The sequence below is a fragment of the Salipiger sp. PrR002 genome, assembly GCF_010500775.1.
In the GTDB taxonomy this organism is placed as follows: domain Bacteria; phylum Pseudomonadota; class Alphaproteobacteria; order Rhodobacterales; family Rhodobacteraceae; genus Salipiger.
Genome location: NZ_JAAGOU010000011.1, coordinates 156,971 through 173,289 on the forward strand (window position 1 = coordinate 156,971; position 16,319 = coordinate 173,289).

Annotated in this window: 14 protein-coding genes, 1 tRNA gene and 1 pseudogene; 9 read left to right on the forward strand and 7 right to left on the reverse strand. The window is 66.5% G+C overall.

Annotation, left to right across the window (positions count from 1 at the left end; genetic code table 11):
- The first annotated feature begins 4 nt into the window (after positions 1 to 4).
- A complete protein-coding gene (locus G0A00_RS13800) occupies positions 5 to 3,388 on the forward strand; it encodes an efflux RND transporter permease subunit (protein WP_164184831.1) in 3,384 nt (1,127 codons plus the stop codon).
- Between the two features lie 25 nt (positions 3,389 to 3,413).
- Here G0A00_RS13800 and G0A00_RS13805 read toward each other — a convergent pair whose 3' ends face one another.
- A complete protein-coding gene (locus tag G0A00_RS13805; protein ID WP_235953319.1) occupies positions 3,414 to 4,217 on the reverse strand; it encodes a protein-disulfide reductase DsbD domain-containing protein in 804 nt (267 codons plus the stop codon).
- Between the two features lie 135 nt (positions 4,218 to 4,352).
- On the opposite strand from G0A00_RS13805, the gene G0A00_RS13810 reads away from it, so the two are divergent.
- Positions 4,353 to 4,937 (forward strand): YqgE/AlgH family protein, encoded by a 585-nt coding sequence (locus G0A00_RS13810; RefSeq protein ID WP_066107317.1) that lies wholly within the window; start codon positions 4,353 to 4,355, stop codon positions 4,935 to 4,937.
- 123 nt (positions 4,938 to 5,060) lie between these two features.
- Here the strand turns inward: G0A00_RS13810 and G0A00_RS13815 are convergent, their stop codons facing one another.
- Positions 5,061 to 6,008: an L-threonylcarbamoyladenylate synthase gene (locus tag G0A00_RS13815; protein WP_164184832.1), complete on the reverse strand. Its 948-nt coding sequence runs from the start codon at positions 6,006 to 6,008 to the stop codon at positions 5,061 to 5,063.
- A 127-nt stretch (positions 6,009 to 6,135) separates the two neighbouring features.
- Here G0A00_RS13815 and G0A00_RS13820 point away from each other — a divergent pair, with 127 nt between their 5' ends.
- From G0A00_RS13820 to G0A00_RS13835, 4 genes are all read left to right on the forward strand, one after another.
- Positions 6,136 to 7,836 carry an acyl-CoA dehydrogenase gene (locus G0A00_RS13820; protein ID WP_164184833.1) on the forward strand — a complete coding sequence of 567 codons (1,701 nt, stop codon included), beginning with the start codon at positions 6,136 to 6,138 and terminating at the stop codon, positions 7,834 to 7,836.
- Positions 7,836 to 8,870 (forward strand): MBL fold metallo-hydrolase, encoded by a 1,035-nt coding sequence (locus G0A00_RS13825; protein WP_164184834.1) that lies wholly within the window; start codon positions 7,836 to 7,838, stop codon positions 8,868 to 8,870. The genes G0A00_RS13820 and G0A00_RS13825 overlap by 1 nt, the downstream gene beginning before the upstream one ends.
- 104 nt (positions 8,871 to 8,974) lie before the next feature.
- Positions 8,975 to 9,109, forward strand: a complete 135-nt coding sequence (locus G0A00_RS13830) for an aa3-type cytochrome c oxidase subunit IV (RefSeq protein WP_083191296.1) — start codon at positions 8,975 to 8,977, stop codon at positions 9,107 to 9,109.
- A gap of 92 nt (positions 9,110 to 9,201) precedes the next feature.
- Positions 9,202 to 9,846 carry a hypothetical protein gene (locus G0A00_RS13835; protein WP_203595376.1) on the forward strand — a complete coding sequence of 215 codons (645 nt, stop codon included), beginning with the start codon at positions 9,202 to 9,204 and terminating at the stop codon, positions 9,844 to 9,846.
- Here the strand turns inward: G0A00_RS13835 and G0A00_RS13840 are convergent.
- From G0A00_RS13840 to greA, 4 genes are all read right to left on the reverse strand, one after another.
- The gene (locus tag G0A00_RS13840; protein WP_066107302.1) at positions 9,831 to 10,157 is read right to left on the reverse strand and encodes an AzlD domain-containing protein; all 327 of its coding nucleotides are present in this window, start codon (positions 10,155 to 10,157) and stop codon (positions 9,831 to 9,833) included. The two genes, G0A00_RS13835 and G0A00_RS13840, sit on opposite strands and share 16 nt — an antisense overlap.
- Positions 10,154 to 10,855: an AzlC family ABC transporter permease gene (locus G0A00_RS13845; protein WP_066107299.1), complete on the reverse strand. Its 702-nt coding sequence runs from the start codon at positions 10,853 to 10,855 to the stop codon at positions 10,154 to 10,156. Before G0A00_RS13845 ends, G0A00_RS13840 begins: the two co-directional genes overlap by 4 nt.
- Positions 10,856 to 10,975: 120 nt before the next feature.
- Complete coding sequence (locus G0A00_RS13850; RefSeq protein ID WP_164184835.1) at positions 10,976 to 11,995, reverse strand: hypothetical protein; 1,020 nt, start codon at positions 11,993 to 11,995, stop codon at positions 10,976 to 10,978.
- Between the two features lie 28 nt (positions 11,996 to 12,023).
- Positions 12,024 to 12,494, reverse strand: a complete 471-nt coding sequence (gene greA / locus G0A00_RS13855) for a transcription elongation factor GreA (RefSeq protein ID WP_164184836.1) — start codon at positions 12,492 to 12,494, stop codon at positions 12,024 to 12,026.
- A 318-nt stretch (positions 12,495 to 12,812) separates the two neighbouring features.
- Between greA and G0A00_RS13860 the strand changes: the two genes are divergently transcribed.
- Together G0A00_RS13860 and G0A00_RS13865 are read left to right on the forward strand one after the other, a co-directional pair.
- Positions 12,813 to 14,459: an electron transfer flavoprotein-ubiquinone oxidoreductase gene (locus tag G0A00_RS13860; protein ID WP_164184837.1), complete on the forward strand. Its 1,647-nt coding sequence runs from the start codon at positions 12,813 to 12,815 to the stop codon at positions 14,457 to 14,459.
- A 132-nt stretch (positions 14,460 to 14,591) separates the two neighbouring features.
- Positions 14,592 to 14,681, forward strand: a tRNA-Ser gene (locus G0A00_RS13865).
- Between the two features lie 270 nt (positions 14,682 to 14,951).
- On the opposite strand, the gene G0A00_RS13870 is transcribed toward G0A00_RS13865, so the two are convergent.
- Positions 14,952 to 16,121 carry a phage portal protein gene (locus tag G0A00_RS13870; RefSeq protein ID WP_164184838.1) on the reverse strand — a complete coding sequence of 390 codons (1,170 nt, stop codon included), beginning with the start codon at positions 16,119 to 16,121 and terminating at the stop codon, positions 14,952 to 14,954.
- Positions 16,122 to 16,197: 76 nt separating this feature from the next.
- On the opposite strand from G0A00_RS13870, the pseudogene G0A00_RS13875 reads away from it, so the two are divergent.
- Positions 16,198 to 16,319, forward strand: a pseudogene (locus tag G0A00_RS13875) (IS5/IS1182 family transposase); the annotation flags it as partial.

Sequence of the window (16,319 nt, forward strand, 5' to 3'; positions counted from 1 at the left end):
GGCCATGCGCCACATCCCCGGATCTGCCAGCGGCCTTCTGAGCTACTTCACCCGGCACCGCACGGTGGCCAACCTGCTGCTGGTGATCCTGCTTGGGGCGGGGCTGCTGGCGGTACCCAATATGCGCGCGCAGTATTTCCCCGATGTGGTCGAGGATGAGATCGACGTCCGCGTCAGCTGGGACGGCGCCGGGGCGCAGGACGTGGACAACGCCATCGTGCAATTGCTCGAGCCGACGCTGCTTGCGGTCGAAGGGGTGGTGGCCTCCGAGAGCCGCTCGCGCGAGGGCTCGGCGCAGATCGAGCTGGAGTTCGAGCCCAATTACAATATGGCCAAGGCGCTGGACGACGTGCAGACCGCCGTGGACGGCGTCGACAATCTGCCGGAAGAGGCCGACGATCCGCGCGTCACCTCGGGAGGCTGGCGCGACCGGGTGACCGATGTGGTGATCTCGGGACCGGTGGCAGTGGATCAGCTGGGCCGCTTCGCCGACGAATTCGTGGTGCGCCTCTTTGCCGAAGGCGTCACCCGTACCACCATTCGCGGTGTCGCCGCGCCGCAGATCATCGTCGAAGTGCCCACCGCCAATCTGCTGGGCTACGATGTGACCATGCAGGAGATCTCGGAGGCGATTGCCGCCGAGGTCGATGCCGCGCCCGCCGGCGATGTGACGGGCGCAAACGCCCGCGTGCGCGCCGGGGTCGAGAAGCGCGCGCTGCGTGACATTGCCGCCATCGTCCTTCGCTCGCAGCCCGACGGCACCAAGCTGACCGTCGGTGACGTGGCGATCCTGCGTGAAGAGGGCATCGACCGCGAGCGCGCCTATTTCGTCGGCGACGATCCGGCGATCTCGGTGCGGGTCGATCGCTCGGCGGATGGCGATGCCATCAAGATCCAGCAGACCGTGGCCGATGTGGCGCGCGACTTTCAGCCGGTGCTGCCCGAGGGCACGACGATCGAGTTGATCCGCACCCGCGCCGAGGCGATCACCAACCGGCTTGACCTCTTGCTGCACAACGGCCTGTCGGGGCTGGTGCTGGTGGTCGGGCTGCTGTTCCTGTTCCTCAATGCGCGCACCGCGCTCTGGGTGGCGGCGGGGATCCCGACCTCGATGCTCGCAGCGCTGGCGCTGATGTATGCCTCGGGTCTGACGCTCAACATGATCTCGCTCTTTGCGCTGATCATCACGCTGGGCATCGTTGTGGATGACGCCATCGTCGTCGGCGAGCACGCCGATCATCTGCATCGCAAGGGGCTGGGGCCGGTCGAAGCCGCCGAGACCGCGGCGCGGCGCATGGCGCTGCCGGTGTTCAGCTCGACCCTGACCACGATCATCGCCTTCTTCGGGCTCACCGCCATCGGGGGGCGGTTCGGTGAGATGATCGCCGATATTCCCTTCACGGTGATCGTCGTGCTGATCGCCAGCCTGATCGAATGCTTCCTGATCCTGCCCAACCACATGGCCCATGCCATCGCCAAATCGACCGAGCAGCATTGGTACGATTGGCCCTCGCGCATGGTGAACCGCGGGTTCCGCTGGGTGCGCGAGCGGCTGTTCCGCCCGTTCATGGCCGGGGTGATCACGGCGCGCTACGTGGTGCTGGCGCTGGCGGTGCTGCTGCTGGCCTCGCAGGCGGCAAGCTTCATCCGGGGCGATGTGGTCTGGCGCTTTTTCAACTCGCCGGAACGGCCCTCGGTCAGCGGCAATTTCGCCATGACACCGGGCGCCACCCGCGCGGACACGCTGGCACAGATGCGCGAGATGCAGCGCGCCACCGAGGCGTTGGGGCGCGAATATGAAGAGCGCTACGGCCTCAACCCGCTCGACTATGTGATCGCCGAGATCGGCGGCAACTCCGGGCGCCCGCTGGCTGAGGCCGAGAACAAGGAGGCCGATCAACTGGGCGCCATTTCGATCGAACTGATCGAGCCGGATCTGCGGCCCTATTCCAGCTTCCAATTCGTCGGCGAGCTGCAAGAGCGGGTGGCGGCGATGCCCATGGTCGAGGTGATCAGCTTCCGCGGCTGGCGTTCGGGGCCGGGGGGCGACGCGCTGGACGTGCAGTTCTTCGGTGCCGATGCGGGCGCGCTCAAGGCCGCCGCCGAAGACCTCAAGAAAGCGGTGCTGCGCTTCCCCGAGGTTTCGGCGGTCGAGGACAACCTGTCTTACGACAAGGACGAGTTGGTGCTGGAGCTGACCCCGCAGGGGCAGGCGCTGGGGCTGACGGTGGACGATCTGGGCCGGGTGCTGCGCGCGCGTATCGGCGGGCTCGAGGCGGCGACCTTCCCGGTCGGCCCGCGCAGCGCCGAGATCCGCGTCGAACTGCCGGACCGCGAACAGACCGCCGATTTCCTGCAGCGCACGCAAATCCGCACGCCCGAGGGCGCCTATGTGGAATTGGCCGACATCGTGCGGGTCGAGCGGCAGAGCGGGTTCTCTACGGTGCGGCGCGAGAACGGGCTGCGCACGGTCTCGGTCACCGGCGATATCTCGGAGGATGATCCCGAGCGCGCCGCGGATATCCTGAAGGCGCTGCAGGAGGACATCCTTCCTGCCATCGCCGCCGAGCGGCAGGTGGAGTTCCGCATGTCCGGCATGGCCGAGGACGAGCGCAACTTCCTGTCGGACGCGGGCACCGGGCTGGTTCTGGTTCTGCTGGGCATCTACCTCGTGCTGGCTTGGGTCTTTGCCAGTTGGACGCGTCCGCTGGTGGTGATGGCGGTGATCCCCTTCGGCCTTGTCGGCACGATCTACGGCCACGCGCTGTGGGATGTGCCGCTGTCGATGTTCACTGTCGTGGGCCTGCTGGGGATGACCGGGATCATCATCAACGATTCCATCGTGCTGGTGACGCAGATCGACGAATACGCCCCCGACCGCGGCATTTTTCAAGCGATCATCGACGGCGCGGCGGACCGGCTGCGTCCGGTCTTTCTGACCACGGCGACCACCGTGCTGGGTCTCGCGCCGCTGCTCTACGAGCGCAGCTCGGACGCGCAATTCCTGAAGCCGACGGTGATCACGCTGGTCTACGGGCTGGGTTTTGGCATGCTGCTGGTGCTGATGGTGGTGCCCGCGCTTCTGGCAGCGCAGCATGACATCGCCCGGCGCATCGCGGCCTTCCGGCGCGGCGCGCGGCATCGCCACGCGAAGGTGCGCGCGCTGACGCTGGGGCTGTTTGCGCTGGTGCTGGGCTGGCTGGCGGCGACCATGGGCGCGGTGGCGGTGAGCGGCGCGCTTCCGGCGGCGCTGGCGCTTGGTCCGCTGGCGCTGCTGCCCCCGGCGCTCGCGGGCTTCACGCTGTTCGTCGCTGGGGTGGCTCTGGCGCTGGGGCTGGTCTGGCTGGCCACGCTCGCCATAGCGCTGCGCGGGCAGCGGGTGGGCTAAGCAGCCTCAAGCCCAGCAGGGTGCCTCAGGAAGAGCAGCCGTGAATATCCACCGCGTGCTGCGCGCCCAGCACGGTGATGCGCAGCTTCGAGCGGTCGAGGGCGAAGGGCTTGCCTTCCATATGCATCAGCTTGGTCTTGCTCACGAGCTTGCCGCCCTCGCGGCGGGTCTTCGGCTCGGACGCCCAGATCTCGGGCTGCCCCGCCTCGACCACCAGTTCCTCCTGCCCACCGGCAGACGGCATCTCGATCTCGGTGCGCAGAACCATCCCGCCCTTGGCCGGGCTGATCGAGCATTGCACCTTGCCCACATTGGCCTCACTGGCGGTGAAGGGCGCTTCGGCCAGCGCCGCGGCGATCACCGGATCGACGCTGCTGCTGTCGGGAAGCGTGGCGCGCACATGCAGTTCCTGCGGCACGCAGATGTCACTGCAGACACCGATCATCATATTCGCCTCCAGCGTCACCGGCCCGCCCGTGGCGGCCACGCGCAGTGGCAGGACCAGCTCCCCCTTATAGCCCACCGAGCGCGCGCCGGACTGGCGGAACACATGCGGTGTCGGCCAGAGCGCGGCGACATCGGCGACATTGTCCGAAGCGCTCCAGTCAAAGACCGGCGGGATGCCAGCGTCGCCGGGCGCGCGCCAATAGGTCTTCCACCCCGGCGCAAGCGTCAGATGCAGCGCCGCCATGTGATCGCCATTCGGCAAGCGCCAGCCGGGGCGTAGCTCGGCGGTGACCGGCTCCATCGCGGTGGCGTCGGTGGCGAAAACGCCGGACATCGCCAGCGCGCAGCCAAGGGTGGCGGCTCTGAATGCATTCTGGATCATGCATTTCAAATGGAGCCTCGCGGGGCTCCTGCCAAGTCACATTGCAGCGAGAGCGTGGCAATTCTGCCCGCTTGTGTGCTTGCACCGACACTGCGGGACGGTCACACTCAGAAGGCAGACTTCAGAAAGGGTCCCATGACGCACAGCGAGACCGCCTCCGGCGCCACCGATCTGACCGGCTCCGTCCTCATTGCCATGCCCGGCATGGGCGACGAGCGTTTCGAACACGCGGTGATCTACCTCTGCGCCCATTCAGACGAGGGGGCGATGGGGCTGATCCTCAACAAACCCTCGGCGGACGTCACACTCGAAGGGCTCTTTGAACAGCTTGGCATCGACGCCGAGCCGGGGTCCGGCAAGCAGCCGGTGCATTTCGGCGGCCCGGTGGAGATGGGCCGGGGATTCGTCTTGCACAGCGCCGACTACCGCTCGGAACTCACCACGCTGCAGGTCGACGACGCGATCTTCATGACCGGCACGCTCGACGTGCTGGAGCATATCGCACGCGGCGACGGGCCGCGCGACTGGATGGCGATGCTGGGTTACGCGGGCTGGGGGCCGGGGCAGCTCGAGGGCGAGCTGGCCGAGAATGCCTGGCTGGTCTGCCCGGCGAGCCGCGAACTGGTCTTCGCCACGCCCGACGCCGGCAAATGGAGCGCCGCGCTCGATGTGCTCGGTATCCCGGCACTGGCGCTCTCGGGCGAAGGCGGCCGGGCCTGAGCGCGCCCCTGCGCTTTCATTGTTCCCCAAATACGCCCGCCGGAGGCGTTCCCAGCCGTTCCGCCTGCAGACCGTCTGGCATGGCTGGGATCGCGTATTTTCAGAACAATGAAGCTGCGGCGCTCAGCGCGGGGCGGCGGCGCGGCTGAGGCGGTCGTTGATCGCGACACCGGCACCGAAATGCGGCACCGGGGCGACGGCGATGATCTTTGCTCCGCTGGCGTCGAGCAGATGCAGATGCGCAAAGAGATTGGCCGCCGCCTCCTCGAGATCGCCGCTCGGCGAGAGGTTCAGATCGCACTCCATGTCGCCGAAACCGAGCCGCGCTTCGCCCTCGCGCCACTCGGCGGCGTTGAGGCGCATGCGGGCGCGCGGCGCGTAATGCGAGGCGGTCTGCCCGGGGGCCGAGATGGCCGCGTTGTCCTGACGCCGCATCACCGGGTGCCCGAGGGCCTCCGACAGTTGTTCGGCGCTGATGCCGCCGGGGCGCAGCAGGGTGGGGCGGCCCGAGAGGCCAAGGATCGTGCTTTCGAGGCCCACCTTGCAGGGCCCACCATCGAGCACCGCGGCGATGCGCCCGTCGAGCGTGCTCAGCACGTGATCGGCGGTGGTCGGGCTGATCCGTCCCGAGCGGTTGGCCGAGGGGCCAGCGAGCGGGCCGCCGAAGGCGGTGAGAAGCTCGCGCGCCAGCGGCGCCGCGGGCAGGCGCACCGCCAGCGTGTCGAGGCCTGCGGTGACGCGGTCCGACAGACCGGCATCCCAGCGGATCGGCAGCACCAGCGTCAGCGGACCGGGCCAGAAGGCGCGGGCGACATTTTCGGCGGTGCCCGACCATTCCACCAATTCCTTGGCGTGTTCGATGCTGGGCACATGCACGATCAGCGGGTTGAAGCTGGGGCGGCCCTTGGCCTCGTAGATGCCCGCCACGGCGGCATCATTGCGCGCGTCGGCCCCCAGCCCGTAGACCGTTTCGGTCGGGAAGGCGACAAGCTCTCCGGCGCGCAGCAACTCGGCGGCGCGCGCGATCCCGGCCTCGTCGGCGGGCAGGCGCAAGGTAGGGGTGTCGGGCATCGGTTTATCCGTGACGCTGCGTTCCGTTTGGTCGGCGGCGAGCCATCGTCCTAGGGTCGCACCGAAATCGTCGGATCCTCCCTAGCCGAGGGGCTCCGACTTGCCAACCGGGATCGGAGGAAATGCCATGGCCTATCGCGCGCCTGTCGCTGAATTTACGTTTTTGCTCGACAAGGTGGTGGGCTTTGACGCGGTAACGGCGACCGAGCGCCATGCCGAGGCCACGCCTGACATGGTCGCGGCGGTGCTCGGCGAAGCGGGGCGGCTCTGCGACGAGGTGCTGGCGCCGCTCAACCGCGCGGGCGATCTGCAGGGGGCGGTGCTCGAAAATGGCGTGCTGCGCTCTACGCCGGGCTTTGCTGAAGGCTACCGCGCGATCGCCGAGGGCGGCTGGGTGGCCGTGGCCGGGCCGGTCGAACATGGCGGCATGGGGCTGCCGCTGACCGTCGCCTCGGCTGTCAACGAGATGATGTCGGGGGCCTGTCTTGCGCTGCATCTCAACCCGCTGCTGACCCAAGGCCAGATCGAGGCGCTGGAGCATCACGCCAGCGAGGAGATCAAGGCGCTGTATCTGCCCAAGCTGATCTCGGGCGAATGGTCGGGGACGATGAACCTGACCGAGCCGCAGGCGGGCTCGGACGTGGGCGCGCTGTCGAGCAAGGCGGTGCCCAACGGCGATGGCACCTATGCGATCACCGGGCAGAAGATCTTCATCTCTTGGGGCGATTGCGATTTCACCGGCAATGTCTGCCACCTCGTGCTGGCGCGCCTGCCGGATGCGGCACCGGGCACCAAGGGCATCAGCCTGTTCCTTGTGCCGAAATACATCCCCGACGAGTCCGGCGCACCGGGCGTGGCCAATGATCTGCGGGTGGTCAGCCTCGAGCATAAGATGGGTCTGCACGGCTCGCCGACCTGTGTGATGAGCTTTGAGGGCGCGCGCGGCTGGATGATCGGCGAGGAAGGCGGCGGCATGCGCGCCATGTTCACCATGATGAACAACGCGCGGCTCGGTGTCGGTTGCGAGGGCGTGGGGGCCGCCGAGGGCGCCTATCAGCACGCGCTTGGCTATGCGATGGAGCGCAAGCAGGGCCGCACGCCCGAGGGCACCATCATCGGCCATGCGGATGTGCGGCGGATGCTGGCAGGGGTAAAGGCGGATGTGCTGGCGGCGCGCTCCATCGCGCTCAGCTGCGCGGTGGCGCTCGACATGGCCTCGGCGACCGGCGAGGCCGACTGGGCCGCCCGCGCGGCCTTTCTGACACCGATCGCCAAGGCGTTTGGTACCGACGTCGGCTGCGCCTCGGCGGAGGCGGGCGTGCAGGTCTGGGGCGGCATGGGGTTCATCGAGGAAAGCGGCGCCGCGCAATATTACCGCGATGTCCGGGTCACGGCGATCTATGAGGGCACCAACGGCATTCAGGCCATGGACCTCGTGGGGCGCAAGCTGATGGACGGCGGTGAGGCGGCGGCGCGGCTGCTCGATGAGATCGAGGCCCAGTCGGAGGCGGCGAAAGCGCAGATGCCCGATCTGGCCGAGGCGGTCTGGCAGGCTGCGGAGACCCTGCGCGAGACCACCGAGGCGCTGGTGGCGCGCCCCATGACCGAGCGGTTTGGCGTGGCGGTGCCCTATCTGCGCGCCTTCGCCCGCGTGCTCGGGGGGCATTTCCATCTGCGCGCGGCCATGGCAGACCCGTCGGGCGCGCACGCACGGCTTGCGCGTTTCTACATCACGAGGCTTCTGCCCGAGCATGTCGGCCTGCTGGCCGAGGTCGCGGCGGCGGATGCCGAGCTGATTGCCATCACTGCCGAGGATCTTGCCGCCTGATGAAGCCCGGATTGCACTACCCGCACGAAACGCCGCCCGCATGGGGCGAGGCCACAGAGATCGCCGAGGGCGTTCTGTGGCTGCGCCTGCCGCTGCCGATGAAGCTCGATCACGTGAATTGCTACGCGCTGGATGACGGCGACGGCTGGACACTGATCGACACCGGCATCAACTCGGGGCGGGCGCGGGGCATCTGGGAAAAGCTGCTCGCCGGGCCGCTGGCGGGCAAACCGGTGCGGCGGGTGGTGGTGACCCATCATCACCCCGATCACATGGGGCTGGCGGGCTGGTTTCAGGAGCGGGGCGCGGAGCTCCTGACCACGCGCACCGCGTGGCTGTTCGCGCGCATGCTGCAGCTTGACGCGCAGGAGGCGCCGCCGCCCGAGCAAATCGCCTATTGGAAGCGCTGCGGCATGGAGCCGCGGGTGCTGGAGCGGCGGCGCAAGGAGCGGCCTTTCAACTTCGCCGATTGCGTCTGGCCGATGCCCCTGGGCTTCACCCGGCTGCAGCAGGGCGACGTGCTGCGCATGGGCGGGCGCGACTGGGAGGTGCATATGGGCAATGGCCACGCGCCCGAGCACGCCACTTTCTGGTCGAAAGACGATACGCTGGTGCTGGCCGGGGATCAGGTGCTCTCGACGATCAGCTCCAACCTTGGCGTCTATGCCACCGAGCCCGAGGCCGATCCGGTGGGCGACTGGCTCGAATCCTGCGAGCGGCTGGCCACAATGGCGCGCGACGATCACTACGTGCTGGGCGGGCACAAGCTGCCCTTCACCGGGTTGCCCTTCCGCCTGCGCCAGCTGATCGACAATCACCACGGCGCGCTTGAGCGGCTGGAGGACTTCCTCGACACGCCAAAGAGCGCGGGCGCGTGCTTTGCGCCGCTCTTCAAGCGCACCATCGGCGATGCGGAATACGGGCTCGCCATCGTCGAGGCCATGGCGCATTGTCAGCACCTCTATCTGGAAGGCCGGGCGACACGGACCGAAGGCGCAGATGGCGCATGGCTGTGGCAGGCCGCGCGCGGCTGAGCGGGCTCACGCGGGGCTCAAGAACAGGTGACAGCTTGCGCAGAATCCGCTAAGCCTCTGAGCGGAGAAGAAACGCCCGTTGGGGATGGAGACAGGACGGACATATGGCAGACTACAAGCCCGGCAGCATGGACATCACGGCCCAAGAGAAGACCTTTCACGGCTTCATCAAGTTCACCATCCGCATGGTCTATGTGATCATCGCAGTGCTGCTCTTCCTGGCGATCTTCAACTCCTGAGCTTCGCGCCTTCGGGAGGGGAATTCATCTAGACGTCAGTCAAGGCCGGGCGGCGGAGGAGGCCGCCCGCTGACCGGAAAGGGTCGGCTTTCATGTTCTATCGCGCCACGTTTTTGGCCGGTCTCGCAGCGCTTACGCTTGCGGGCTGTACCACTCCGGCCATGCGCTATCCCAATGCCACGCCAGAAGAGGTTGCCGCCGCGCGCTATGTCGATGGCGGCCCACCCGCGCTGACGCTCTACACGATGATCAACAACCGCTCGGATGCCGGGGCGCATTCCAGCCTGATGATCAGCGCGCCGTCGCAGCGGGTGATCTTCGATCCGGCGGGATCCGTCCGGGCGCGCAATGTGCCCGAGGTGGATGATGTGCTCTATGGCGTAACCCCCGAGGTCGAACGCTTTTACGCCCGTGCCCATGCGCGCGAGACCTACCGCGTGCGCATCCAGCGCATCGAAGTGTCGCCCGAGGTGGCCGAACGCGCGCTGAAGATGGTGCAGGCGCATGGACCGGTGTCGCAGACGCAATGCACCGTGGCGACCTCTGGCGTGCTGAGCCAGCTGCCGGGCTTTGAAGGGGTTGGCCGCACGTGGTTCCCCAATAAGCTCGCCGATGAGCTTGCGGCGATGCCGGGCGTGACCGAGCAGGTGCTGCGCGAGCAGGATGCCGACGACAAGACGCTGGCGATCGCCGCGTTCGAGCAGCGCACCGGCGACAGCGATCAGCTGAGCCAGTAACCGCCCGCGATCAGCGCCACCGCGCCGCTGAGGATGGCAAGGATCACGTTCTTGCTGGCCAGCCCGACGCCGAGCGTCACCAATGCGGCGATTAGACGGGCAGGATCGGTCTGCCCGTCCGTCGCCGCGGGCCAGACCACCAGCGGCGCTACCAGCGCGGGCATCATCGCCACGGCGGTGTAGCGCAGATGGCGCGTCAGCCACGCGGGCAGGGGGCGGTCGCCGACAAGCCCAAGGAACAGGAAGCGCAGGGCAAAGCTGCCCAGCCCCAGCCCGAGGATCACCAGCCAGAGGTCTCCGCGTTCGATCATCGCTGCATCCTCCGTTCGGTCTCGGCCCCGGCCATCATGCCGAGCGCGGCGGCGCAGAGCACGCCGAGGTTGTAGGGCATCCATGCCAGCAGCAGCGTGCCCAGCGTCGCCACCAGCGCCGCCACCACATGCGCGCCAGTGCGCAGCGCCGGGGCGATCATCGCCAGAAAGGCGATGGGCAGCGCGAAATCGAGGCCGAAATCGGCGGGGATCGCTTCGCCCACCCAAGCACCGACCAGCGTGAAGATGTACCACGGCGGGCAGATCGGCGTCATCGTCCCCATGAAGAAGGCGAACTTCTGCGGCAGGGTCATCTCGGGCGACCGTTCGAATTGCAGCGCCGACGACGCATAGGTCTGATCCACAAGGAAATAGGCGCAGATCGCGCGTTTCCACAGCGGCAGCGCGCCCAGATGCGGGGTGATCGCGGCGGAATACATCGCCATACGCAGGTTCACCGCAAGCGCCGAAGCCAGCACGATCAGCGCGGGCACATGGTCCTGCAGCATCTGCAGCGAAACGAACTGCGCGGCCCCGGCGATCACCACGACCGAAAACGAAAGCGTGTCGAAAAGGTTGAGCCCCGCCTCATTGGCGAGCACGCCGAAGAGCGTGGCAAAGGGGCCAATCACCAGCAGGAACGGCAGGCCTGCGCGCACACCCTGCCAGTAGTAAGAACCCGTGTCCGATCGTGCCATGTGGTGCCTTGCCTCCCGTCAACCGGGCAAGCCGTAGCGACCCTTTGAGGGAGATGCAATCGGGCAGGGAGGCTGACCTTAAACGCAAGGAGGCGCTGTGGCTTGCGCCGGCGCTTCGCGTCAGTCGAAGGCGCCCGCGACGCGGCCCAGCAGCATGAAGGCGCGGGCGGTCCGGGTGTTGGCCAGTTCGGTGATCTCGGCGTCGCTTGCCTGCCCCTCGAAGCGCACGAAGGCGCGGTCGTAGAGCCGCAGGAAATGATGGGCGACATCCTTGAAGATCGCGTCCTGCTTCATCCGGCCCGAGCTTAGCGCCAGCGAGGCGCGGTCGCGCACACCACCGAGGGCAGCCACTTCGCGCCCGCGTGTGCCCTTGGCGAAGGCGCGCCAGACCTCGGGGCGGGCCATGTCGGGCGTCAGGTCATCCATATAGATGCCGTCCTGCGACAGCAGCGTCAGCACGTCTTGCGAAGCTTGAATGAGTTGCGCCGCCTGCCGGTCTTTCAGCGCGCGGCGCAGCGCCGCGAAGCCTTCGAGGTCTTCGGCAGTGTCGGGGAAGTTCAGAGCGCGGATGAAATCGGTGTTGGCCAGCGGCGGCTCCAGCGCCTCGGCGGGCGTGCCGAGCGACAGCGCGGGCTGATCGTCCGCGGCAGGCTCGGGTGCCGCGGCAGCGGCGGCGGTCTGCGCCTGCACCGCAGCCTGCGCCGCGCGGGTAGAGCCGAGCATGGCCAGCGTCGTCTCGATCTTGCGCTGCGCGGCGGCCACCTCGTCAAGCTTGCGCGCCAGCGTGCTGGCCGAGGGATCGTTGCGGCCGGTCTGCGCCTGCGTGAGGTACGACTTGCGGATCGCCTCGATGGCGGTCTGCAGCCGCGCGCTTTCCTCGCGCATGATACGGCTGGCGCGCATGGTCATCGCCGCCACCCAGATCATCGCGATGGGCAGAAAGACAACCATCACCACCAGCAAGAAGCGCAGGCCGCCCACGCCTTCGGTGCTGCCGCCGGTGAAGACATAGCCACCGGCGATCACCAGCCAGAGCGCACTGAGGACGAGCGCGGCGATCTCGATCCCGGTCATGCCGCGCTTTTCCTCGCGGTCGTAGACGCCGATGGGCGCCGAGCGGCTGTCGTTGCTGTCTGCCATGATGCGGCGCGACCCTTACCTTTGGGTGTTACTTGTACGCGATCGTCAGGATCTCGTAGCTCTTCTCGCCGCCGGGGGTGCGCACCTCGACGCTGTCGCCTTCGTCCTTGCCGATCAGGGCACGGGCGATGGGCGATTTGATGTTGAGCAGGCCCTTTTCGATGTTGGCCTCATATTCGCCGACGATCTGCCAGGTCTTCTCTTCGTCGGTGTCTTCATCGACGACGGTGACTGTCGCGCCGAACTTGATCGCACCGGTCAGCTTCGAAGGGTCGATCACCTCGGCCAGCGACATCACGCTTTCGATTTCCTTGATCCGGCCTTCGATGAAGCTCTGCTTCTCGCGCGCGGAGTGGTATTCGGCGTTTTCCGACAGATCGCCGTGCTCACGTGCTTCGGCGATGGCCTTGATGATGGCCGGACGCTCAACGGACTTGAGCGTTTTCAATTCGGTTTCGAGCGCGGTGAAGCCCGCGCGGGTCATCAGTATCTTTTCCATTGAGTCTTTCCGGAACTGTCCCGAGGGCCTCTCCCCGGCCCTTTTGCGTTTGCCGTCTAAAACCATGAGTGGTCGTTTCTGGCAAGAGTGGGGATTGTCCCGGGCTTTGGCAAGGGTGCGCTGCGGCGCGGCGGGCCTGCAGGGCAGGGCGATGAGCTGCGCGAGGCTCCGCCGAGCGGACTTTGCGCCGCGCCAACTATTATTTTCCTAAGGTCGCGTCAGGCACCTTTTATGCCGCGTTTCGATTGACCTGTGCTGCACCGCCGCGCTACGCCAATGCGCAAGATAATTACAGCGAACAGCCAGCGGAGGAACCACATGGCCGAGATCGAGCGCGAGTCGATGGAATATGACGTGGTGATCGTGGGGGCGGGGCCGGCAGGCCTCTCCGCAGCGATCCGGCTCAAGCAACTCGATGCCGACCTGAATGTTGTGGTTCTCGAAAAGGGATCCGAGGTCGGCGCGCATATCCTTTCTGGTGCGGTGCTCGACCCCTGCGGTCTCGACGCGCTGATCCCCGACTGGAAGGAGAAGGGCGCGCCGCTGAACGTTCCGGTGACGCAGGACAAATTCTATCTGCTGGGTGAGGCTGGCAAGGTCACCATTCCGCATTGGCCGATGCCGAAGTTCATGTCGAACAAGGGCAATTACATCGTCTCCATGGGCAACGTCTGCCGTTGGATGGCCGAACAGGCCGAGGCGCTTGGCGTCGAGATTTTCCCCGGCATGGCCTGCTCGGAGCTGGTCTACGGCGAGAACGGCGAGATCAAGGGTGTGGTCGCGGGCGAGTTCGGCAAGAACGCCGACGGCACCCCGGGGCCGGGCTATGAGCCGGGGATGGAACTGCACGGCAAATACGTCTTCCTGTCGGAAGGCGTGCGCGGCTCGCTGTCGAAGGAAGTGATCGAGAAATACAACCTCTCGGAAGGCAAATGCCCGCAGAAGTTCGGCCTCGGCATGAAGGAGATCTGGGAGATCGACCCTGCCAAGCACCAGGAAGGCCGGGTCGAGCACACCATGGGCTGGCCGCTGGGCGGCAATGCCGGGGGCGGGGCCTTCATCTACCATCTCGACAACAATCAGGTCTACGTCGGCTTCGTGGTGCACCTGAACTACCGCAACCCGCACCTCTTCCCCTACATGGAATTCCAGCGCTTCAAGCATCACCCGCATGTGGCGGACCTGCTCGAAGGCGGCAAGCGCGTGGCCTATGGCGCGCGGGCGATCTCCGAGGGCGGCTTCCAGTCGATGCCGAAGATGGTCGCGCCCGGCGTGGCGCTGCTCGGCTGCTCGGTGGGCATGGTCAACGTGCCGCGCATCAAGGGCAACCACAATGCCATGCTCTCGGGCAAAGCCGCGGCAGAGGCGGCCTATGAGGCGATCCAGGCGGGCCGCGCTTCGGACGAGCTCACAGCCTATGAGAGCGAAGTGCGCGAAGGGGCCATCGGGCAGGACCTGTGGAAGGTGCGCAACGTCAAGCCGCTGTGGTCGAAAACCGGCCTGCTGGGCTCGCTGACGCTTGGCGGCCTCGACATGTGGACCAACAGCTTCGGCTTCTCGCTCTTCGGCACGGTCAAGCACGGCAAGAGCGATGCCGCGGCCACCGAGAGCGCGGCGGCGCATCAGCCGATCGATTACCCCAAGCCCGACGGCAAGCTGAGCTTCGACCGGCTGACCAACGTCAGCTTCTCCTTCACCAACCACGAAGAGAGCCAGCCGGCGCATCTCAAGCTGAAGGACCCGCGGGTGCCGCTGCTCGATAACCTGCCGAAATACGCAGGCCCCTCGCAGCGCTACTGCCCGGCGGGTGTCTATGAGTTCGTCGAGAAGGACGGCAAGACCGAGTTCGTGATCAACTTCCAGAACTGCGTGCACTGCAAGACCTGCGACATCAAGGATCCCTCGCAGAACATCAACTGGACCGTTCCACAGGGTGGCGACGGGCCGAACTACCCCAATATGTGAGGCCGCGGGGCGGCGTTTTCCGCCCGCGATCCCTGCCTGACCGAACGTCGAGCCCCGGTTCTGCACCGGGGCTCAATTTTTTGGCAAACCGCCTCTTGCACCCGGCCCGGACTTTCCTGTAGAGCGGTCCGCGGAGAGGTGGCCGAGTGGTCGAAGGCGCACGCCTGGAAAGTGTGTAGGCGGGGAACCGTCTCGAGGGTTCGAATCCCTTCCTCTCCGCCATTTTCTTGCTTAAGTGCATGAAAATTTTGGTAAAAACGGCTACCACCGCGAAGTCGTCTACCTAAAACACCCCAAAAACGTCCGAGCATGAAACGGCATCCGCCGATCCGAGTTTGTTGCTCGCCACCGATAGGCGGGCGCCTTCCGATAGCCGAAAGTGCCGCGATTCAGGGGGGGCGGAGTAGGACACTTCAGCGCGCGCCGCCGGATCGGCGATGTCGCTATCTCTGACCCTCGCCTTCGCGCAGCCTGCTCGGGGCCGGGTGAGCGTCAGGTCTCGCGCTCGGGCATGACGACAGGCATTGGCCCATAGCCTTCGGCCTCCCGCACCTCGTTGACGGTGAGCACGCCATGCCTGAGCGCCACATCCCACGATTTGAAGCGCGTCTCCGCGTCGCCTCGGAGGATGCCGGACAAGTCGACCTCGATGCTCATGCGCTCGATCTCGTCGTCGGAGAAAAGGGCCCGCGCCATCTCGGCCTCGAGCCGCCTTGCCCAAGTCGAAAGGGTCGATTGAGCGAAGTGGACGCGCAGATGCGCGACGTTGGTCAGGGTCGCGCCCTGCATCGAGCCGATAAGCGGCGTCGGCACCGCGAAAACGCGGGCGATCTCTTCGACCGTGAACCGGCGGGAGTCGAGCGCCTCGGCGCTTTCTGCCGATTGAAGCTCGACGCCCTCGAATTTCAAGCCTTCCTCGAGGAGCACGCCTTTGCCCTTGCCGCTCCCTCCGATCAGACCTTCGAACTGGCGCTTGAGGCGCGCCGCAGCACCCTCGGAGATGCTCTTCTCGTGCATGAGCACGTAGGCGGGCTTGGTCAGGTTCCTCCAAAGCGCTCGGCTCGTCGCGTCGACCTCGACGGCTGCTTCGGATGCCGCGCGCGCACGCGCCAGGGGCGCAACCCCGATCAAGCCGTCGTCGGTCGGGCATCGGAGGTGAAGCACCTCATGTGGCAAGAGACGCACGGTTTGGCCGCGCGGGGCGAAGAGTCCGTCGCCGGTGCACACGTAGATGATCCGCCCGGCGTCGCTCACCTCGACCGAGACGCCACGCCAAGGGATCGGCAGAAAATCGACCACGACGCCACGACCGTCGGACTCGATCTTCGCAAGCCCGTTGCCGTAAGTGAGGGCGTGCCGCACGAGCCAGCTTACGAACCCCGGAAAGGTGAGGCGCCCGCCAGCTACGCCACGCCTCGTCAGGCGCAAGAAAGGGTGGCCTGCCACCTCGACGCGCCCGGCCTCGCTTTCCTGGTAAACGCGGAAGGGGAGCGCGGACAAGCTGTCAGAGATCAGCCCGATCGCCGCCTCGGAAGCAGCGAGCGCCTCGGGCCTGTGCCTGTAGCCGTCGCCTTGCGCGAGCCACGTCGCGCCGAGGGCGGCGAGACTCACGTTCGAGCGGGTCTCAGGCGAGGTGCGGCGAAAGAGATCAGCGAAGGCCATGATATGCCTCTAGGCTCAGGATGCATTGATTTCGCGGGAACAGCATGATTCACGGCTTTGAAAACGGAGCGGTGACATGAGCGATCTCTTCTGGCTGACCGACGAGCAGATTGCACGCCTGGCCCCTTTCTTGCCCAAGCCTCATGGTAAGCCTCGGGTCGATGACAAGCGGGTTTTGAGCGGGATTATCTTCATCAA